The 20306-nt window shown below is 43.9% G+C and carries 19 protein-coding genes and 5 tRNA genes; 19 read left to right on the plus strand and 5 right to left on the minus strand.

The genetic code is table 11. The features are described 5' to 3' along the window. Window positions 1–147: 147 nt before the first annotated feature. Window positions 148–570 (minus strand): putative toxin-antitoxin system toxin component, PIN family, encoded by a 423-nt coding sequence (locus K6T91_07470; GenBank protein ID MCL6472636.1) that lies wholly within the window; start codon window positions 568–570, stop codon window positions 148–150. Continuing rightward, complete coding sequence (locus K6T91_07475) at window positions 567–848, minus strand: type II toxin-antitoxin system Phd/YefM family antitoxin (protein MCL6472637.1); 282 nt, start codon at window positions 846–848, stop codon at window positions 567–569. Before K6T91_07475 ends, K6T91_07470 begins: the two co-directional genes overlap by 4 nt. A 439-nt stretch (window positions 849–1287) precedes the next feature. On the opposite strand from K6T91_07475, the gene K6T91_07480 reads away from it, so the two are divergent. From K6T91_07480 to K6T91_07510, 7 genes are all read left to right on the plus strand, one after another. Further along, window positions 1288–2508, plus strand: a complete 1221-nt coding sequence (locus tag K6T91_07480) for an MFS transporter (GenBank protein ID MCL6472638.1) — start codon at window positions 1288–1290, stop codon at window positions 2506–2508. Window positions 2509–2897: 389 nt separating this feature from the next. After that, window positions 2898–3194: a hypothetical protein gene (locus K6T91_07485; protein ID MCL6472639.1), complete on the plus strand. Its 297-nt coding sequence runs from the start codon at window positions 2898–2900 to the stop codon at window positions 3192–3194. A gap of 91 nt (window positions 3195–3285) precedes the next feature. Continuing rightward, window positions 3286–4017, plus strand: coding sequence for a class I SAM-dependent methyltransferase (locus K6T91_07490; protein MCL6472640.1), 732 nt, complete (start codon window positions 3286–3288; stop codon window positions 4015–4017). Window positions 4018–4378: 361 nt separating this feature from the next. Then, window positions 4379–4454, plus strand: a tRNA-Gly gene (locus tag K6T91_07495). 14 nt (window positions 4455–4468) lie between these two features. Continuing rightward, a tRNA-Arg gene (locus tag K6T91_07500) sits at window positions 4469–4542 on the plus strand. 123 nt (window positions 4543–4665) lie between these two features. Beyond that, window positions 4666–4884 (plus strand): transcriptional coactivator p15/PC4 family protein, encoded by a 219-nt coding sequence (locus tag K6T91_07505; protein ID MCL6472641.1) that lies wholly within the window; start codon window positions 4666–4668, stop codon window positions 4882–4884. A 140-nt stretch (window positions 4885–5024) separates the two neighbouring features. Then, a complete protein-coding gene (locus K6T91_07510) occupies window positions 5025–5816 on the plus strand; it encodes an HD-GYP domain-containing protein (protein ID MCL6472642.1) in 792 nt (263 codons plus the stop codon). On the opposite strand, the gene K6T91_07515 is transcribed toward K6T91_07510, so the two are convergent. Together K6T91_07515 and sppA are read right to left on the minus strand one after the other, a co-directional pair. Next, window positions 5817–6698, minus strand: coding sequence for a YIP1 family protein (locus tag K6T91_07515; GenBank protein ID MCL6472643.1), 882 nt, complete (start codon window positions 6696–6698; stop codon window positions 5817–5819). A 1-nt stretch (window position 6699) separates the two neighbouring features. Beyond that, on the minus strand, window positions 6700–7668 hold the full coding sequence (gene sppA / locus K6T91_07520; protein ID MCL6472644.1) for a signal peptide peptidase SppA: 969 nt from the start codon (window positions 7666–7668) through the stop codon (window positions 6700–6702). Between the two features lie 464 nt (window positions 7669–8132). Between sppA and K6T91_07525 the strand changes: the two genes are divergently transcribed. The 7 genes from K6T91_07525 (at window position 8133) to K6T91_07555 (ending at window position 12942) form a co-directional block, all read left to right on the plus strand. Further along, a tRNA-His gene (locus K6T91_07525) sits at window positions 8133–8206 on the plus strand. Window positions 8207–8245: 39 nt separating this feature from the next. Then, window positions 8246–8321: transfer RNA gene (locus K6T91_07530), tRNA-Lys, on the plus strand. A 135-nt stretch (window positions 8322–8456) separates the two neighbouring features. Next, window positions 8457–8539: transfer RNA gene (locus K6T91_07535), tRNA-Leu, on the plus strand. A 247-nt stretch (window positions 8540–8786) separates the two neighbouring features. Continuing rightward, window positions 8787–10220: a trigger factor gene (gene tig / locus K6T91_07540; protein MCL6472645.1), complete on the plus strand. Its 1434-nt coding sequence runs from the start codon at window positions 8787–8789 to the stop codon at window positions 10218–10220. Beyond that, complete coding sequence (gene clpP / locus K6T91_07545) at window positions 10220–10825, plus strand: ATP-dependent Clp endopeptidase proteolytic subunit ClpP (protein ID MCL6472646.1); 606 nt, start codon at window positions 10220–10222, stop codon at window positions 10823–10825. Before tig ends, clpP begins: the two co-directional genes overlap by 1 nt. An 11-nt stretch (window positions 10826–10836) precedes the next feature. Next, window positions 10837–12117 (plus strand): ATP-dependent Clp protease ATP-binding subunit ClpX, encoded by a 1281-nt coding sequence (gene clpX / locus K6T91_07550; GenBank protein ID MCL6472647.1) that lies wholly within the window; start codon window positions 10837–10839, stop codon window positions 12115–12117. Between the two features lie 189 nt (window positions 12118–12306). Further along, window positions 12307–12942, plus strand: a complete 636-nt coding sequence (locus K6T91_07555; GenBank protein ID MCL6472648.1) for a DUF3786 domain-containing protein — start codon at window positions 12307–12309, stop codon at window positions 12940–12942. A 5-nt stretch (window positions 12943–12947) separates the two neighbouring features. On the opposite strand, the gene K6T91_07560 is transcribed toward K6T91_07555, so the two are convergent. Then, window positions 12948–13811, minus strand: a complete 864-nt coding sequence (locus tag K6T91_07560) for a hypothetical protein (GenBank protein MCL6472649.1) — start codon at window positions 13809–13811, stop codon at window positions 12948–12950. 242 nt (window positions 13812–14053) lie between these two features. On the opposite strand from K6T91_07560, the gene K6T91_07565 reads away from it, so the two are divergent. The 5 genes from K6T91_07565 (at window position 14054) to ndk (ending at window position 20154) form a co-directional block, all read left to right on the plus strand. After that, complete coding sequence (locus tag K6T91_07565) at window positions 14054–14650, plus strand: DUF3786 domain-containing protein (GenBank protein ID MCL6472650.1); 597 nt, start codon at window positions 14054–14056, stop codon at window positions 14648–14650. 251 nt (window positions 14651–14901) lie between these two features. After that, window positions 14902–17541, plus strand: a complete 2640-nt coding sequence (locus K6T91_07570; protein ID MCL6472651.1) for a valine--tRNA ligase — start codon at window positions 14902–14904, stop codon at window positions 17539–17541. A 58-nt stretch (window positions 17542–17599) separates the two neighbouring features. Then, the gene (locus K6T91_07575; GenBank protein ID MCL6472652.1) at window positions 17600–18892 is read left to right on the plus strand and encodes a bifunctional folylpolyglutamate synthase/dihydrofolate synthase; all 1293 of its coding nucleotides are present in this window, start codon (window positions 17600–17602) and stop codon (window positions 18890–18892) included. A gap of 267 nt (window positions 18893–19159) precedes the next feature. Continuing rightward, complete coding sequence (locus tag K6T91_07580) at window positions 19160–19600, plus strand: zinc ribbon domain-containing protein (GenBank protein MCL6472653.1); 441 nt, start codon at window positions 19160–19162, stop codon at window positions 19598–19600. Between the two features lie 134 nt (window positions 19601–19734). Further along, window positions 19735–20154: a nucleoside-diphosphate kinase gene (gene ndk / locus K6T91_07585; GenBank protein MCL6472654.1), complete on the plus strand. Its 420-nt coding sequence runs from the start codon at window positions 19735–19737 to the stop codon at window positions 20152–20154. Window positions 20155–20306: the final 152 nt, after the last annotated feature.

Below are 20306 nucleotides of genomic sequence, written 5' to 3' on the forward strand. Positions count from 1 at the left end.
ACTTAAGACGGTTGTCGGTTTTGACGGGTTGATCGGATAAAGATCGAGCAAAAGAATGCCGCTTGAGCAAAAATTGCGGCTTAAGCGGTATAGGATATGGTTCTTTTGTAAGGGTATTTTTCAGGGGGAACTAGTTAGTTAAGTATTTCAAGACCTTAACTGCTTTATAAACTCACGAGGCGTAATTATTTGAATTCTTTGATAAGTGCCGATTTGAAGTAAATGGTTATCCCCAGAGATAATAAAGTCCGCTTTTCCTTCAACCGCACAGGCTAAAAATATATTATCCGAAGGGTCTTCGGTAATAACATCTAGTTTTAGCTCACCAGGTGTTCTTTGTGAATATTTGCTAAGAAGTAGTAATGACTTCTCGATCTTTTCATCTGTTAGGGAAAAGGCAGTTTTAATTTTGGGGTAATTTAAGACCTTGCTTACCTCGGCAATAATCTCATCCGAAACAAGCAGGATAAATTTGCGATTACGCCAAGCTTCAAGTATCTCAAAAGGAGCACCTGAGCTTGAGATGGTTCCGCTTACAAAAACATTGGTATCTAAGCATGCCTTAATCATGCTTTACCTTTTCTGATCTCAGAGATAGCCGATTCAACAGCAGCCTCTACTTCTTCTGGTTTGACACCTTGATTAGCAGCCCTAATCTTATCTAGAATTTCAAAATCCTTCTCCCGTTGCTGCTTAAACTCTTGAAATTCGGCATATGAGATTATAGCTACCATTGGTTTGCCAGCCCGTTCAACAATAATCTCATCGCCTCTATAGTGGGCTTCTTCCATAAGCCTGCCAAAATTCTTCCGGGCTGTCATCGCATTTTCTCTTTTTTCCACTTGCATAACACCTCCTCTAGTTATTACGGTTATTATAACCGATATAATTATACCATCAAGGACATTTTTTTCTAAAATGTTTTAGTGGTTGGTAGATTCTTGGTTACGTTACTGCTGCGTCTCAAAACTGCCCAAATTTTCAGAAGGCCCTCGGTAATAGGTACTGCAATGCCTATGGTTATTCATTGCTGTACCCCATAGCAATACCTTTTATAAGACCTTGTGAGAGTAAGAGATGAAAGAATTCGGGGGTAGCTGCTGTTCGGGACATCGAACCCACTCACAGCAGACAACGTCGGGGCTCAAATCCGCAACACTGGTTTGACGCGGCTTTGAACCTCGACGTTGCAAAGACCCCCCGAATTCTTAGGAATCGTGAAATCTAATAGTGTTTAAAATAAGCGATTACTAGCTTATAATTTAAGCATATTATTAACGTGAGGTAGTGGTGGATAGCAAATCCAACCCAAGTCTTTGGAAAAATAAAACATTCGTAAAAATGTTTCTATCCTTTACGGTCACCAACTTAGGCGACTGGATTGATTATTTTGCGATCCTGCTAATCTTTGCTTACAAGTGGCATGCAAGCCCTTTTTTCATGGGTATCCTAATTGTTATTTATATGGGCCCCGGTGTTCTTTTTGGCCAAATTGCAGGGGTATTAGCTGATCGATTTAACAAATTAAGGCTCATGATTACCTCGGATTTGGTTTCAGGTATTCTTACGCTTTTACTTATCTTTGCTCCAAGCCTGCTTTGGGCGACTATACTTTTACTTATTAGATCAACTTTAGCTTCTCAAAGTGATGCGACTCAACAAGCTCTTGTAAGGCATGTTGTTGATGAAGAACTTCTATTGAAGGCCACGACTACAAATGCCATCGTCTTTCAACTAGCCAAAGTCGTTGGGCCTCTTATTGGAGCTTTGATTGTGACAATTCTTAACCCTCAAATATGTTTGCTTGTAAATGGCATTAGCTTCTTTGCGTCTGCCTTGATCTTATTTTCAATCAGACTACCTGGGAAAACAATCTCTCATCGTGAAGATGAATCTCAGAAGAGTATAGTTAAGGGCTGGCAAGAGGGTTGGAAAACAGTTATTACTAGTCGAATCATTGTTATTCCTATGATCACATTTCTGATTGGGCTATTTTTGGTGATGGTTGCCGAAGGACAAACTGTGGTGTTACTCCGTCTTGAAGCTCCATCAAACCCATCACTCCTAGGGCAAATAATGGGAATCAGCGGGGTTGGGTCAATAATCGGTATTATTTTTATCAACATGAAAAAAGTCATTAAGTATGGTTGGCTAATTGGTAGCGGTGCTGTCTTACTTGGCCTCGGCTATTTGGGACTAGGCTTATACAAAAGCGATATTTCGGTTATATGGCTACACTTGGCAGCAATTTTACAGGGACTGGGAGTTGGCATAGTCTGGGCAACCTATAATTACTTGCTGCAAAAGGAATCATCAAAGCATCTAATAGGCCGGGTTATGGGAATCAATAACTCAATGCAAAGTGCCATGCAGATCATCGGGCCATTTTTAGGCGGAGTTTTTGTAACCCTTCTGGGGGTCCATCATATCTTTCAATCTATGGGAATATTGGTTTCAGTGCTAGGATTGGCTATTCTAACTTTTCAAAAGTTTCTTTTTGCTTTGTAACCTTCGTTTGGTAGTAGATTAGAAATAACCGATTATTCTGGACGCTAAGATATTTCTTTTATCTATCGGTAAAAAGGAAGCCATGATAAAAAATGACAGCAAAGCTGTTCACACATTTAAAAGACGGCATTTACCATGTTCAGTTTAGAATTTCACCTTGGCCTTTTTAATGGTTGGTGGTTTATAGTCATAATCGGTATAATCAACATTGCATTGATGGTAACATACCCATCGCACTATACCAAAAGGCTTTTTAATCTACCTGATGTCAAGAATGAAAGACTGCTCAGCATCATTTATGCCGCACTACTGAACCTGACTATGCTCTACACTGTTTTTGTTTCCATTAAATTCGGCACATTCTTTTCCTAGGATTGGCAATTTTTATTTTGGTTTCTGTCTTATTTATTATTACAATGCACAACTATGCAACTACTCCCTCAGACAGGCCGGTTGTCAAAGGCGTATACAAATTCACACGCAATCCTCAGCAGTTGCTTGTGGCTTTAATGCTGATCGGAATAGCTTCTATTACTGAATCAGTCTTTATAGTGATTTCGTGCATCCTCCAACTCCTTTTGATGTATCCCACCTTTATTTCACAGGAGCGCTTTTGCATTGATAAATATGGTCAGGAATACGAGGAATACATGAAAAGGACACCTAGACATTTCTGGAAAATATAGTCTTGATATAAAACAACATTCGTTGAAAAGATAAGTGACGCACAGTATAGTGAGGAGAGCAATCTGCTGAAATTTGATTGGAGCATACTAAATGGAACAATTCGGCGAAGTCTGGAAAACAAAGGAACTTTCAAAGGTATTCCTAGAGGGTGTCAGGTCATCTTTACCACTTGCTAGCGAGCAAATTGATATTATGCTAAGAATTATCCAGACAGAAATGCCTAATATTAATCGCTTTTTAGATTTGGGTTGTGGGGATGGAGTCTTGGGTCGTGCAATTATGGCTCAATATCCTAATGCCGGGGGCGTTTTCTTGGATCTCTCTGAACCTATGCTCAATACAGCTAAGCAAAAAATCGGAGAGCGAAGTAATGCCTGCTTTGTCCTTCAAGATTTCAGCAACGAAGACTGGGTTCATGCGGTAGAGAACAAAGCTCCTTTTGATGTTATTGTATCCGGCTTTGCTATTCACCATCAGCCAGATATAAGAAAGAAAGCTCTCTATCAAGAGATATTTGATCTTTTAAGACCAGGAGGCCTATTTTTGCATCTTGAGCACGTTGCATCAGCCTCTAAATGGGTCAGCTCTATTAGTGATGAGTTATTCGTTGATTCGTTGTACTCATTTCATAAACAAGCTGGTAGCACTAAAACGAGAGCAGAAATAGCTGACAAGTTTTTTTATAGACCAGATAAAGCATCCAATATATTGGCTCCAGTGGAAGTGCAATGCGAGTGGTTAAAGGAATCAGGTTTCATTAATGTGGATTGCTTCTTCAAAGTCTTCGAAGTTGCACTTTTTGGCGGAATGAAGCCAAATTAGTATTGACCTAGCGTTTTTATTCTTGAATCTGCCTTATTTGCTAAATTTGCTTGTAAGAATGAGGCAATTTATAAATCTCGACTTTTCTAACTAAATTTGATATAGTATCAACGCAGTTCAGAGATGAACTTGGCGAGTTTTTCTGGTAGCTTGAAGTTTGAATAATGTCCACTCAGGACACTAAATCGCCCTTAGGGTTGATTTGGTCCGAGAATCGAGAACGAAAAATCGAAAATAGATTGGATTGTTGAGGGAAAAGTTAGAAATATGATGGTCATTTAACTTAAACCATTTTCGATTCGGTTGATTATTGATTGTCGATTCTTGAGACTATGTTTGAGGTTTAAGTGTTTCCTAAAGTGCGGACGTAACTCAGTTGGTAGAGTCACAGCCTTCCAAGCTGTTGGTCGCGGGTTCGAGTCCCGTCGTCCGCTCCATTTATTTTGATTTTGCGCCCGTAGCTCAGCTGGACAGAGCATCGGACTTCTAATCCGGGGGTCACAGGTTCGAATCCTGTCGGGCGTGCCGTACGTGCCATATAAGGCACTATAGCCTATGTTAGCTATAGTGCTTTTTTATTGCTAAAATAAAAAGGTTATGCGCATAAACACGAACAAATTTATTCGTGGGGAAGAATGGAGGCTAAATATGGCGAAGGAATTTGATATCCAGCGAAATGAAAGAGAAATAGTTCGAGTTGCCTTAAGTGAATTTAGTGGGCGTGAGTTCATCGATATAAGGATATTCTATAGAGATGAGGCCACTGGGGAGTATAGACCTACTAAGAAAGGCGTAACTCTTTCAAAGGATCTATATGCTGAGCTCAAGAAAGCAGTTGACGATCTTGGGCAAGTAATAAGTAGTTAACTTTCTAATCGAGAATATAGTATTTAAGTAAAAGGGGCTCTTTGCTTGGATATGGTAGGGCCCCTAAAGTTTTTTGGCCGTTAGACGATAAATTAAGCGATTTAATAATAATTAAGGGAAACCGGACGCCGTAGTATAAAATGAAGCTAGATACGAAGCAGAAGAAAATCATCGATCGCATTAAAGATATCGTTGAGGCGGGTATCACTGGAAAGCGCTTGCCAAAGGTTAAAATCCCCCAATCTAGTGAGCTTTATGAGCTTGCGTTGGCTGTTGGTAGGCTTGCCGAGCGTTACCAAATGGCTCGCGAGACAATTCATATGTTAAACCAGCAGCTCAACCGGAATAACGCTTTTGCTATAACAGCGCTTATTGAGGCTCTTGATGCAAAGGACCCGTACACACGGGGTCACTCCGAGAGGGTATCCATATATTCACTACTGCTTGCCGAGCGCCTTGATTTATCAAGCGACGAGATAGAAAGTATCCACATAGCGTCTTATCTGCATGATATCGGCAAAATCGGCATCAGGGAGGATATCCTAAATAAGCCAGATAAACTTACCATGGAAGAATATGAGCAGGTTAAAAACCATGCCGCTATCTCAAGCCAGATCGTCTCCAGACTGCCCGGGCTTGCCCATATATGCGATATCGTAAGGCATCACCATGAGAGGCATGACGGCGCCGGATATCCTGATGGATTAAAGGGCGGTGATATACCGCTTGGAGCAAGGATTCTGGCGATTGCAGATGCATTTGATGCCATGACCTCAAACCGCCCCTATAAAGACGCATTTGAGCCTAAAGATGCACTACAAGAGATCAAAAAATGTGCAGGCGGCCAATTCGACCCTGAATTGGCTGATACTTTCGTGGAAGCATATAGCAAGACCTACGGACGGCGTATACCCTATATTAATGCCTCTTAACTAAGATATTTTACCGGCTCCTCCAATTGAGATAGCCAACAGTACAAATCCAAAGAACACTATCGAGACTAAAATGATGAAAGCAATGACCGGTATAAAATAGACCAGGGTAGCTTTGCCAGTTGACAGTCTGTAGTTTTCGCGAATCACAATGATATCTAAGACGATGACCCAGATGGCAAATGCCTGTGAGACCAGCGCAAATATTATCATAGATATGAAAAAGGTGGGGAAGCTACCGGTTCTGCCCCCAAATAGGACAATCAAAGAAAATGGGACGGCAAACAACCTGGGGAAACTGGCAAAACTAAGTGTGCTTATTAAGCTACCGTAACTACCGTCACCTTTAAATAGCTTAGCGAGGCCGTGATATATCCCACTTATGATTGCCAAGCCAGCAATCGCTAAAAAAGGTGCCACAATAAGCGGCATGATTATACTTAAGCGCGAGAATATATCTGCCTCGCCGGTGCTATCTGGCATTAGTTTAAACAGGTAGTATTGGCTAGGGATGCTCGCGATTGAAGTGATCCAGGCTACTGCGATAAAAAGGGCAATTCCCTGGGCTATCAGCCGGGTCTTAGCAATGTAGCGCAGGGTAGGCACGGGTTTTGCAATGACGCCGTAGAGTAGATCTACAAAATCTCTTTTTTCCGGCTCGGTTTGGGCAGAGTCCCCGCTGGAATCATCCGCTATATTATCTGAAGGATCTGCTATATTACCTGGAATATCTTGCTGTGCATTATTGCTGGTTTTGGTACCAGTCTGACGCGTTGTTCTCTTAAGCTTTGTATCTTCCGGTTTTGTGTTGCTAGCTTTAGTTCTTCTACTAGTGCTTTTACCTACTGATTCTAGTGCTTCATCTGTTTGATCATTTGGCATTTTATTGTCCTCCATAATATCTATACTCAGGGACTCCATACTTGCTGTTCATGTACTCTATAAGGCTTAACTCTGGGCCAAGAATCCCCGTGCGCAGGAAGTTTTTAATGCTTTCTATAGGCCCTCCAAAGAACTCTTCAAAAAACGATGGCTGATACTCTATGACGACCGGGTTTTCGATATTTGCCAGTTCTGCTGCGGTATCGATAGCTTTCTGATAACCGCCGATCTCATCGACCAGGCCCAGCTGCTTAGCAGAAGCTGCAGTAAAGACTTCGCCGGTTGCAAGTCCCAGTACTTTCTCGCGCTTCAGCTTGCGCCCTCTGGCAACATCGCTTACGAACTGGTTATATAGCTCATCTGACATGGTTTGGAACTTCTGGCGCTCCTCTGGGGTTAGTGTGCGCTCAAACATATCCTTATTCTTGCCCGATTTAATTGTCTGCATTTTGATGCCAAGCTTATCGTATAGCCCGGTAAGATCCGGTATCTGGGAGATGACCCCAATGCTTCCGACCAGGCTGCCTGGCTTAGCGACGATTTTGCTTGCCTGGGAGGAGATATAGTAAGCTCCTGAGGCGACAGTATCACCACAGAAAATAACCACAGGTTTACTCTTTTTCTCTTCTTTGATCAGCTCAGCAATCTCTTGCGAGGCGCCAACCGCCCCACCGGGGCTGTCGAGTTTGATAATTACGGCTTTAACCGCTGGATCGTTTTCGGCCTTCTCTAATTGGTGGCGTACAAAATCCGGTGTTATACCGCTACCTCCGGCAAGGAGGGAGGTTCCCTCTCCGTCGGCGATAGCCCCGCTTAATGGGATAAATGCGATTGCATCTCCACCGCCTAGGCCAGAGGATGCTCTTCTTGGCCCCGCAATTGGTTGTAGCGCAATTACGATTATGATTGCAATTACAGATAGAAAAGCCAGCCCTAGAAGTATCGAGATAACGAGTGTACTGCGCTTCAATTAGTCCTCCTTAATCAAGGTTAGTAATAATATCACTAGGTTATATAAATCAGACGTTGGAATCCAGAATAATTAATTTTACATGTATTCCACGTGAGGCCCGCTGAATCCTTTATTTTGCAAGAAGCTGTGTATCGTTTTTTTTTGCATTTATAGTAGTTATTTATGGCTTGCACCTTAGCTAGTGTTATGTCCGGTGTTTTGCTTACCTGCATAGCGATTTATTGTGCTTTAGAGTCCGTTCTTTGGGTAAAGCCGCACAGGCACTGATGATGCTTGGCCGCTTATTACAGCGGCGTGCGGCCGTCCCTAGGATTATGCCAATATTTAATATAGATTATAGATTTGTAAGTTACAAATCTATAAGGGTTTGGCCTGGTTACTCAGTAACGCAGATACCTTGAATATTGTTCCAAATCGTTTTAAAATATAGAGGTTGCAGGTATCTGCACCGGCTTATCATGGTGATCGTAGCTCAATTGGTCAGAGCGTCGGACTGTGGCTCCGAAGGCTGTGGGTTCAAGTCCCATCGGTCACCCAAGAAAAAATCGCCCAAGGGCGATTTTTTCTCAAGAATGGGCACTTAGCTCAATTGGCAGAGCAGCGGACTCTTAATCCGGAGGTTACAGGTTCGATTCCTGTAGTGCCCACCAGCTTGAAACTAGAGACTAGAAACTAGAGACTAGAAACTAGAGATGAAGGTCTAGAGTGTGGGCTTAAAAGATAAGAGGCTTAAAAAGAAAAGAGACTCAAGAAGATGGTTTTATCTAGCCTCTAGTATCTGGCTGGCGAGAGTGGCGGAATTGGCAGACGCGCTAGACTTAGGATCTAGTGAGCAATCCTCGTGGGGGTTCGAGTCCCCCCTCTCGCACGAAACAGCTATCAGGATGGTTTTGTGCGAGAGCAACAGAGCTAACTCTATCGCTTAATTGTTTACTCAATGTAGAGTATGGGCTATAGCACAAGTTGAAGAAGAGTTTGCGGCTTGGATTTTTGCTATAACCCATACTCTTACACTTATAAGGCTCGCTTGCTCAACTTGCGTAACTAGGTTAGGCAAATAAGCACGAGGGCTAATTTTAAATACAGGAATTCAGATTACATAGGAGGCTTTTGTATTGAAGACAGAGGTTGAAAGGCTTGAAGAGAAGGATACTGTTCTTCTTAGAGTAGAAGTTCCAACTGATGTGTTTGGGAAAGCGGTTGATGATACATATAAGAGAATATCTCAGCAGCTGGTCGTTCCAGGTTTTAGAAAGGGCAAGATTCCAAAAGCCGTAATTGATAGTCGGGTTGGCAGAGAATCTGTGCGTCAGGAGGCCCTTCAGAGGGCGTTGCCGAATTATTATGTGGATGCGGTAAGAAAATCCGAGATTGAGCCGGTTGATCAGCCCGAGGTCGATATTATCCAGGTAGGAGACGGCAAACCGCTTATATTTACAGCTAAGGTTAGAGTTAAGCCTGAGGTTAAGCTTGGCGAATATAAGGGGATAAATCTTGAAAAAGCGTCGTCAGAACCTACAGAGCAGGAAATTGAGAAGCAGATTAATTCTCTTAGAGATAGCTTTGCAAGCCTAGAACCTGTAGATAACAGGCCCATAAGAGAAGGGGATTTTGCTCTTATAAACTTCGAAGGTTTTATTGACGATAAGCCATTTGAAGGAGGTTCAGCCAACGATTACTTGCTTGAGATAGGATCGGGAACGTTTATACCGGGTTTTGAAGAGCAGCTTGTTGGCATGAAGAAGGGTGAGGCCAAGGATATCACGGTAACCTTCCCGCAGGATTATGGCAACGAGGAACTTGCTGGAAAGGAAGCCAGATTCAGGGTTTTATTGAAAGAGATCAAGGAAAAGCACCTGCAAGAGCTGAATGATGATTTTGCTAAGCAGGTAGGCTTTGATACGGTTGATGAGCTTAAAGCTGATATAGCAAATAAAATACGCGAGGTTAAGAAAAAATACGCAGATACCGAATTGAAAAATCAGGCAATAAGCAAGGTTACTGAGGCTGCCGAGCTTGAGGTTCCAGAATCTATGGTTGAGCACGAACTGGAAGATATGATCGAGGAGTTTAGCGCTGATGTTAAAAGGCAGGGTCTAACCCTCGAGAAATATCTCGAGCTGACTGGAATGGACATTTCAAAACTGCGTGAGGATTGGCGCGAGCAGGCTGAGTACAGGGTGAAGAGCCGCTTAGTTTTGGAAGCCGTGGCCAAAGCGGAAAATATTGAAGTAACGCCAGAAGAGGTCGATAATGAAATAAAGAAGGCAGCAGAGGCTACCGGGCGTGATTACGAAGAGGTGAAGCAAATTTTCCTCATAAAGGGCACCATGGGTGACCTGAAAAACAGGCTATTGATAAGCAAGGCCATTAGCTGGCTGGTTGATAATGCAGTTGTCGAGGTGCAGGAAGAGACCGAGAAAGAGACAAAAGAAAAAGCTAAGGCAGATAAGAAGAAAAAAGCGCAAAATGTAGAGAACGAGGAAGAACTTAAAGAAGAAAAGCAAGAAAAAGAAGAAAAAAATCCAAGCGATGAGGGGACGGAATAATGAGTGAGATCATCAGGAACCAATTAATACCAATGGTCGTTGAGCAAACGGCAAGAGGTGAGAGGGCTTACGATATCTACTCAAGACTATTAACAGACAGGATTATTTTTTTGGGAACTCCAATAGACGACAACGTTGCAAATCTTGTGATAGCGCAGCTACTTCACTTGGAGTCGGAAGATCCTGATAAGGATATCAGTATCTATATTAACAGCCCGGGCGGGGTTGTTACCGCCGGACTTGCAATATATGATACAATGCAATATATAAAGCCCGACGTATCGACTATCTGTATCGGACAGGCTGCTAGCGCAGCCGCGGTGCTTTTGACAGCAGGAGCTCCCGGGAAGAGGTATGCTCTTCCCAATTCGAGAATACTGATTCACCAGCCACACGGTGGTGCATCCGGCCAGGCTATCGATATCGATATCCAAGCAAGAGAAATCCTGCGTATGCGTAAGACTCTCGATGAGATTCTGGCCAAGCATACCAATCAGCCGGTAGAGAAAATACATAACGATACGGACAGAGATTACATTATGACAGCGGAAGAGGCCAAGGAATACGGAATAGTCGATGAAGTAGTCACACAACGTAAGAAGTAAGGGAGGTAGCAATGGCCAAATTCGGCGAGAACGAGCAGCTCAAGTGCTCATTCTGCGGGAAAAGCCAGAGGCAGGTTAAAAAGCTAATCGCCGGTCCTGGTGTTTATATCTGCGATGAGTGCATTGATCTGTGCAACGAGATAATTGAAGAAGAGCTTACAGAAGAGGTCGAATTCAAACTAGAAGACCTCCCAAAGCCGAAGGAAATCTACCAGGTCCTCAATGATTATGTAATTGGCCAGGAGAGAGCAAAAAGGATTCTCTCAGTGGCTGTCTATAATCACTATAAGAGGATTCAGGTTGGCCCGCAGGGAGATGAAGGAGTTGAGCTTCAGAAGAGCAACATCCTGCTACTCGGTCCAACCGGATGCGGCAAGACTTTGCTGGCCCAAACGTTAGCTAAGATTCTAAATGTGCCGTTTGCTATTGCTGATGCGACAGCGCTGACAGAGGCCGGTTATGTAGGCGAGGATGTCGAGAACATCTTGCTCAAGCTGATCCAGGCTGCAGATTATGATGTCAAGAGGGCCGAGACAGGCATTATCTACATTGACGAGATCGACAAAATCGCCCGCAAGAGCGAGAACCCGTCAATCACTAGAGATGTCTCCGGTGAGGGTGTACAACAGGCACTATTGAAGATTTTGGAAGGCACTGAAGCGAGCGTTCCGCCCCAGGGCGGAAGAAAACATCCGCATCAGGAGTTTATCCAAATCGATACGACCAATATTCTGTTTATAGTTGGCGGTGCGTTTGCCGGTCTTGATAAGATAATTGCAAGTCGCGTTGGCAAGAAAGGCCTTGGTTTTGGAGCTGAAATAAGAAGCAAAGAGGAAAAAGACGTAGGGGCACTTATGAGTCAGGTTCTTCCTGAAGACCTTCTTAAGTTCGGTATGATACCGGAGTTTATTGGAAGGTTGCCGGTTATAGCAACCGTAAATAACCTGACCAAGGAAGACCTAGTGAAGATCCTAGTAGAGCCGAAGAATGCTCTTGTCAAGCAATACAAGAAGTTCTTTGAGTATGATGGTGTAGAGCTGGTATTTACTGAGGAGGCACTCGAGGCCGTGGCCGCCAAGGCTATTGAGCGTGGCACAGGGGCACGCGGTCTGCGAGCCATCCTGGAAAACGTCTTACTTGACGTCATGTACGACTTGCCATCACGCACTAACATTAAGAAGTGCGTAATTACAAAAGAAGTTATAGAAAACGGTGTAGAGCCGACACTTCTTACTGAAGGAATGGAAGAAAAGGGTATTGCCCCGCACAACGAAACAGAGGTCTCGGCTTAAACGAGACTTGATAGCCAAAAAAAGGAGGCAGTTTAACTGCCTCCTTTTTTAGTTTAAATCATGCGGTAGGTTTTTTGTTCGACGGGTATTTATAAAATTATAAAAAGTCGGGAGTTTAGTGAGCAGGACGATAAAGCATTACAGCATTAATAATAACCTAAGGGAGCATTAATTACTCAGGCGACGCTTATGAATAATCACGATGCCGTTTTGCGCCAGCTTGTAAAAAAACTCGCTAGATTAAATTTTGGGATTGTTAGCAACCGAACTGGTGTGGAATTCGATACTAAAACCGATTCGCTTAAGGTACGTTTTTTAGCGGAAGACTATGTTATTACAAAAAGCGGTTGTACTCCTCTATCCTGCACTGAGAGTGATGTTAGGGATCGAATCCTTATCCTTAACTACCTGCTGTCATTTGGTGGCCCTGACACAGGGGACGGTTGGCTAAATTTTCGCGACCTGCCGAATGCCGAAGCCTACGACACTATTTTCAGGGCAAACGTGGAATCGGTTCTCGAGCGCAATGTGTTTGATATAGTCGACTGCAAGGAATTACTGATGAAGAAACTTGATGGTCATTCTGCACCTGGATTTCAGCATGCCAGCTTTGGAGCAGTTTTTCCGGTTCTACCCAGGGTTGAGTTGATGGTTCTACTTTGCGAGGGCGATGAGGAGCTGGATCCAGAGGCAAAAGTTTGCTTTTCCTCAAGAGCTACCAACTTTTTTTCAACCGAGGGGCTTATCGCCATAGCGGAAGCGCTGGCCAGGAAGATGGTTAAGATAAGCACTGAGGAAGCAAAAGCCCGTAAGAAGTCCGCGTAAGATCGCTAATTTTTCTGCTTACTGTCCTTAACTACAAGATAGTCTGCTGGTATAGCCGGTGTTAAAACTGTAAATAAGTCTCCGGGCTGGTTTATGTATGTTATCGAGTAATAGGGGATCACATATTTCTGGTTGTAACCGATAGGTTCGGATAGATAAACAATTTTTGCATCCCGTATCATTCCATTGTTGTCAATGTATTGGTCGTAAATAATAGCCTTGCCATCCCTGATTTGTTTGACCGCCTCATCTATTGAGATAATAGGGTATTCCTTGAATGGTTCAACTTCTCGCCACGTCGAACTTGCTCCGATTATCTTCCCGTTTTCACCAAAATAAACCGATATTTTTGGTCCTGTGCCGACCCATTCGAAGCCGTTTAGTTTCTTGCTCCCAAACACCGCCTCTACCATAATCGGCGATTTTGTTTCCTTACCGGACAAACCGGTCGTCACGGTAATGTCCCGGTTGATGCGCTCAAATACGGCACCCTTTTTTAATAAACCGTTCTTGTTTAAAAAATCAGTTGCCAACCTCTTATATTCTTTATCTGAGAGTACGTTTTTTAAAGGGAATACCTGATGCTCGAAGTCTTTGGTTAAATAGTCAAAAGAGCCGGTATCTTTATCCATATGAAAATCACCTGCAGATGCCCTTACGCTTAAGGCCAGGTCGGAATCTCTTACTACACCGGATATACCGAGTTTTTTAGCCTGCGTCAAAACACTGACCTTGGTAACCGAAGGTTTTCTTGTCTTATAAACCATGATTTTTTCGGGAAAGTTGGGGAGCGGTCCCGAGGTTTTTAAATTTAACCGACTTCCAGTTGGACCTAGCTCGCCTAAGGGTCTCACTGCTAACTTAGGCAAATCTGAATTACTCCAAAGCATACCAGTGGATTTACATCCAAATGTGATTGTCGAACCCAAAATTAACAGGACCAGCACTGAAATGCTGGTTTTTCGCATCACAATCCCCCTAAAGAATGGTTGACGAAACAAACTATCTCATTATAACCAATTATAAAACTACATTTTGTATGCATAACATGTCAAATTCAGGTATATAATTAGCTAGAGTCAGCTTAAGTGCGATTATCCGGGTAACGAGTATGGATAACTATGATATTGTATTAGATCAGCTCATAAAACAACTCGCTAAGTTTAACTATGCGATTGTAAGTTGCCGGACCGGTGCAGAGTTTGATATTGAAAAAGAGTGCCTTAAGCTTCGCTTCCTTGGAAAAGATTATGTGGTTAGCAAAAAAGACTGCCGGCCTTTAGGTGGTAGTCCTGATACCGGCAAAGAACAAATACTTATCATCGACTACTTGCTTTCGTTTGGAGGACTTGACCCTGGAGACGAGTGGGTTGACTTTCGCGATATACCAAACTCGATGCCGTATGACGGGGCATTTAGAGCCAACGTCGAATCGGTGCTTGAGAGGCACGTATCCGATATAATCAAGCGCAAGGAAGAGCTGCTTGCCAAGCTTGACGGCCATGACGTAACCGAGGTCAACCAGGCCGATTTCGCCGCAATATTTCGCGTATTTCCACGGGTGGAATGCCTCGTTTTACTTTTTGAAGGCGACGAAGAGACCGGCGCAGGCGCAAAACTTCTGTTTTCCTCTAATGGATACAAGTTTCTGACCACTGAAAGCCTGGCCGCAATCGGGGAGGCTCTAACAAGAAAACTGGTTGAGTAGCGCTTCAATCTTAATGGCTCCGCTACGACCTGCTTACATACCGCAATATGCTGTGGTATTATTACGGTTTAGACTAATTAAATTGAAAATTGAAAGCCAAAAATACTAAATTAAAAAACTGTAATTCAACCTTTAATTTGTATTTTTCAATTTTCAATTCCTGTCTTGGCTTTTTAGCTGTTATTGATTTCTCAGAAATAGCTAAACTCAGAAGTTTATTAAACGATATATGCCAATAGAAGGAGAGATATATGGTTCAAGAGATCCTGCCAAAAGTTTACAATCCTCATGAAGTTGAGACAAAATGGTATAAATACTGGGAGGAACAGGGCTATTTTCACGCAGAGATCAAACCTGACAAAAAGCCCTTTACCGTTGTAATCCCGCCACCAAATGTAACCGGCTCCCTTCACATGGGGCATGCGCTCAATAACACACTTCAAGACATTGTCGTTCGCAAGCATAGAATGCAAGGAGATCCAACGCTTTGGCTGCCTGGCACAGACCATGCCGGTATCGCGACCCAAAACGTCGTTGAAAGACAGCTGGCTCAGGAGGGCTTAACCCGCCAAGAAGTTGGCAGACAAGAGTTTATAAGGCGTACCTGGAAGTGGAAAGAGCAGTACGGAAGCCGTATCATCAACCAACTTAAACGCCTTGGCGCATCATGCGACTGGTCGCGCGAGCGCTTCACTATGGATGAAGGTTACTCAAAGGCTGTACGCCGGGATTTTGTTCAGCTATACCATGAGGGATTGATATATAAGGGCAGTTACATAGTTAACTGGTGCCCGCGTTGCTTTACCGCGCTTGCCGATATAGAGGTCGAGTATAGCGAAGAAGAAGGCAGCCTTTATTACGTAAAATACATGGTGAAGGATTCAAAGGACTATATTGTAGTCGCAACCACAAGGCCAGAGACGATTCTCGGCGATACCGCAGTTGCTGTCCATCCTGAGGATGCTAGGTATAAAGATTATGTTGGCCAAACTGTAATCGTGCCAATTATAAACCGCGAGGTGCCAGTTATCGCTGATGCTTATGTTAACCCAGAGTTTGGAACCGGTGCGCTAAAAGTAACTCCAGCCCACGACCCGCATGATTTTGAGATAGGTGAGCGCCATAACCTTCCAAAAATTAGCGTAATGACGCCCTATGCCAGGATGAACGAAGAGGCGGGGCCGTATGTTGGCATGGACCGTTACGAGGCCCGTGAAGCGATAATAAAAGACCTTGAAAAGCAGGGGTTAATGGTAAAAATCGAGCCGATGACCCACTCAGTTGGCCACTGTTACCGTTGCGATACAACGACTGAGCCGTACCTTTCCAAGCAGTGGTTTATGCGCATGAAGCCCTTGGCCGAGCCAGCAATAAAAGTTGTCCAGGAGGGCAGGATATCATTCATACCTGAACAATGGACAAAGACGTATTTCGATTGGATGTATAACATCAGAGACTGGTGTGTTTCAAGGCAAATATGGTGGGGACATCAGATCCCTGCGTGGTACTGCAAGGACTGCGGCGAGGTGATCGTTGCTGAGGAGACCCCAACTAAGTGTACAAAGTGCGACAGCACCAATCTTGAACAGGATAGCGATGTTCTGGATACCTGGTTTAGCTCGGCACTATGGCCGTTTGCAACCCTTGGATGGCCTGATGAGACGCCGGAATTAAAGTATTTCTACCCGACGAGTCTTCTTGTTACAAGCCACGATATCATCTTTTTCTGGGTGGCAAGGATGATCATGATGGGCATGCACTTCATGGGCGAAATACCGTTTGAGAACGTTTATATCCACGCGCTGGTACGCGATGAGTTTGGCCGTAAGATGAGTAAATCAAGAGGTAACGTGATAGACCCGCTTGATGTTATAGAGGAGTTTGGCACGGATGCCCTTCGCTTTACACTCTCATCTATGGCTACTCCAGGCAGGGACATTTTCCTATCCAGGGAGAGAATAGAGGGGTATAGGAATTTTGCCAACAAACTCTGGAATGCATCTCGCTTTATCCTTATGAATCTTGAAGGATACGAGAGAATCGAACTTAAAGGGTTTGACTTAAATCTTGCCGATCAGTGGATACTATCAAGGCTGAACCGCACTATCGAGCAGGTCGATGAGGCGATAAGAATCTACAACTTCGCTGAAGCAAGCCGGCTTATATACGACTTCTTCTGGAGCGACTTTGCCGACTGGTATATAGAGCTTTCAAAGCCCAGGCTTTACCAAAAAGGGGATGCACACGAGCGCCTTGTTGCACAAAACTTGCTAGTGGATATATTGGATCGCACGCTGCGCCTGCTTCATCCGTTTATGCCGTTTATCACGGAGGAGATATGGCAAAAACTTCCTGGTACAGGCGAAAGCATAGTTACTGCGCCCTGGCCGAAAGCTGACGTTGGGTTGATAAACGCCGCGGCCGAGTCCGACATGGGCCTCATCCAGAGCGTCACTTCCTCGGTCAGGTCGATTAAATCGGTACTTGGAATTGCGCTTACCAAGCCGGTAAGGGTTTTGTTAAATACCACTGACGATTCTAAGAGGGACATTCTTGAGAGATACGGCTCGTATATCAAGGAGCTTGCCTGGGTTGATGGATTAGTCATAGGTTTTGATATTGTAAAGCCTGAGCACTCTGCGGTTGATGTAGAACAGGGCGTTGAGATATTTGTACCCCTCGCCGGTCTTGTTGACATCGAGGAAGAGAAGAAACGGTTAACCAGAGAACTGTCAAAAACAGAAGCCGAAGCTGAAAAGTCAAGGCGCAAGCTATCTAACCCGCAATTTCTGGAGAAGGCCGCACCGGCAGTCGTAGAGAAAGAGCAGACCAAACTTACCGAATTTGAGGAGAAGATCTCTAAACTCAAAAAGCAGCTCGAAAGCCTATAAGAGAATTCTTGGTCCCCAGACCCTTAACTTAACATGAAAGAAGAGTAAGTAAAGTAAGATGACTTTTGATGAGGCGCTAAATTACATAACCGAAGCTCTGAAATTTGGTATTAACCCAGGTCTGCAAAAAATTGAGGCGATTTGCAAGGAGCTCGATAATCCTCAGCTTAAGTACCATACTATACAGATAACCGGAACCAACGGGAAAACCTCGACTACCTGGATGACCAGAGACCTTTTGGTGTCATTGGGCTTAAAAACCGGCTGTTATACATCGCCACACCTGCATTCCTATCGGGAGCGCATTACTGTTAACGGTGAACTCATACCCGAAGATGCTTTTGCCGGCATCCTGAAAGAGATACAGCCGGTTCTTGATAAGGTAAAGGATCAGCACGGTGACTTAACTGAGTTTGAGATACTCACCGCCATGGCTTTCTATTATTTTGCCAGGGAAGAGGTCGATGTGGCAGTCTTTGAGGTTGGGCTCGGAGGTAGGTGGGACGCAACGAGCATGGTTCAACCGAAGGTTGCCGCTATTACCGGTATATCACTTGATCATACAGATAGGCTGGGCAGCACAGTTGAAGAGATCGCATGGGATAAAGCCCATATTATAAAGCCCGGCTGCACTGCTGTTGTCGGTAGGGTTCCTGCAGGTGCGCTCGCAAAAATCAAAGAGCGCTTAACACTAGTTGGTGTGCAGGCAAGATTATTCGGGCAGGATTTTGCTCCCGAGGCAGCGACGGTCGTTAAAAACGAGGGGTCAAGGTTTATGATAAACGGACTCTACGCCCGCTACGAGGGTATCAAGCTTCCTGTATTTGGTTTGTACCAGGTCTCTAACTTTACTATGGCGACCGCCATCGTAGAGTCATTTTTGGGCCGCGCCTTAGATGCTGAGCTACTAAAATCTACTGCCAGCAAGGCTAGTTGCCCCGGACGCTTTGAGCTTGTATCCAAGGAGCCTCTAATTGTTCTTGACGGAGCACACAATCCAGAGGGCGCACAGATGCTGGTTAAAGGATTGCCCCAGTCTTTCAATTACAGAGATTTAATAATTGTTCTTGCGGTATCAAGCGATAAGGATATTGAGCAAATGCTTACTATATTAGGGGAAAGCGCCGCACTTCTTGTGCTTTCCCAAAACAAAAGCTATAGGTCTGCAAGCACCAACCAGCTAATCGATATTGCTAAACGTACAGGAAACAGATATATTATTGAACCAGACTTGGAAAAAGCTATTGATTTAGCTATTGGTAGGGCATCGGCAGGTGATTTAGTCTCTATAACCGGCTCTCTTTATACAGTTGCTGATGCCCGCGAATATTTGCTCAAGGTAAGGAGCTAAAAGCCGGAAGCCAGAATGCTTTTTTCTAAAAACCGGTGGCTTCTAGGTTTTGAGGTGGCTGTGTAATAGCAATAGATTTTCATGCAATATCCTAATATTGCTATTGGTAATTTAGCCCTGGATTAAGTAAAATGTTGATTCGGGGCTTAAAGAAAGCAAGGACCTACTTGTTTCTGACTAGAGGTCTCTTTGCTGTAGGTTAAGCTTTTAAAGGCCAGTGTTTCAAAACAGCATAAACAGTATTTTTAAAATTTTGGGGAGTAGGAGTTGCAATTTTTTACTTCGATTATAGAATTCTTTAGTTCGCCGGCCTTCAGGCTTATCGTCAACCTGTTTTACCTATTTCTCTTTGTTCTTTATTTAAGTCTTGCGAAGTGGACTTACACGGATGCCAAGAGGCGAGGGGCTATGGCGTTTTACTGGACCATAGTCTCGCTTCTTTTTCCGCTCACCGGCTGGCTTATTTATATGATTGTGCGCCCACCTGAGTATCTTGAAGATGTGCGCGAGCGCGAACTGGAGATAAGGGCGAAAGAAGCTTTGCTAAGCACCAACGATATTATGTGTCCGGCCTGCCATAAACCAATCGAGAAAGAATTTCTAATCTGCCCGTATTGCAGAAAAAAACTTAAAAAGCCATGCCCGTCGTGTAAACGCCCGCTAAACAATAACTGGGCGATCTGTCCCTACTGCCAACAAATCCTTTAACCTGGAGTAAGTTTCCAAAAAAATTTGCTAAAAAACAAACTATCGCTTGAAAATGTCACCCAATCCTGCTAAATTAACAACGAAGTGTGCATTGTAACAATATTCACAATGTACGCTCCGGTGGAGGTGCAAAATTGGAACGAACATTCACGATGGTAAAACCGGACGGCGTAAGAAAGGGTCTTATAGGCGAAGTAGTAAAGCGCTACCAAGACGCCGGATTAAAACCAATAGGACTGAAATTGATGAGGCTTTCCAAGGAAAAGGCTGAGGAGCTTTATTCCATCCACAAAGGAAAGCCTTTTTATGATGAGTTGGTCGACTTTATCCTTTCCGGCCCGGTTGTTCCCATGGTAGTAGAGGGCGATGATGCGGTAAGGCGTGTCCGCGATATAATGGGGGCCACCAATCCTAAGGAAGCTGCGCCGGGGACGATCAGAGGAGACTTTGCTGAGGACATATCTGAGAATATAGTTCATGGCGCAGACTCGGTTGAATCTGCGGCTAGAGAGATACCCATATTTTTCAGCGAAGTAGAACTTGTCGAGTACTAAGGTTTTTTTGTATATTAGTTAAGGCTTTGACATTACAAGTATCCTTGATACTTACAAATAGAATTGGTTATTGAGCAAAGCTAAACCACAAGAGTTTGCTTTACTTTAGAACTATTGTGGGTACCCAAGAGAGGGTTATCGGGAGCACTTAA

Source organism: Bacillota bacterium (assembly GCA_023511485.1).
Lineage (GTDB): Bacteria > Actinomycetota > Aquicultoria > Aquicultorales > Aquicultoraceae > CADDYS01.

Coding starts and splice junctions, on each gene's coding strand:
- K6T91_07505 (MCL6472641.1), top strand. CDS start 4,666: ATGGCGAAGGAATTTGATATCCAGCGAAATGAAAGAGAAATAGTTCGA.
- K6T91_07475 (MCL6472637.1), bottom strand. CDS start 848: ATGCAAGTGGAAAAAAGAGAAAATGCGATGACAGCCCGGAAGAATTTT.
- K6T91_07555 (MCL6472648.1), top strand. CDS start 12,307: ATGAATAATCACGATGCCGTTTTGCGCCAGCTTGTAAAAAAACTCGCT.
- K6T91_07565 (MCL6472650.1), top strand. CDS start 14,054: ATGGATAACTATGATATTGTATTAGATCAGCTCATAAAACAACTCGCT.
- clpP (MCL6472646.1), top strand. CDS start 10,220: ATGAGTGAGATCATCAGGAACCAATTAATACCAATGGTCGTTGAGCAA.
- K6T91_07570 (MCL6472651.1), top strand. CDS start 14,902: ATGGTTCAAGAGATCCTGCCAAAAGTTTACAATCCTCATGAAGTTGAG.
- K6T91_07575 (MCL6472652.1), top strand. CDS start 17,600: ATGACTTTTGATGAGGCGCTAAATTACATAACCGAAGCTCTGAAATTT.
- K6T91_07470 (MCL6472636.1), bottom strand. CDS start 570: ATGATTAAGGCATGCTTAGATACCAATGTTTTTGTAAGCGGAACCATC.
- K6T91_07515 (MCL6472643.1), bottom strand. CDS start 6,698: ATGCCAAATGATCAAACAGATGAAGCACTAGAATCAGTAGGTAAAAGC.
- K6T91_07490 (MCL6472640.1), top strand. CDS start 3,286: ATGGAACAATTCGGCGAAGTCTGGAAAACAAAGGAACTTTCAAAGGTA.
- K6T91_07510 (MCL6472642.1), top strand. CDS start 5,025: ATGAAGCTAGATACGAAGCAGAAGAAAATCATCGATCGCATTAAAGAT.
- clpX (MCL6472647.1), top strand. CDS start 10,837: ATGGCCAAATTCGGCGAGAACGAGCAGCTCAAGTGCTCATTCTGCGGG.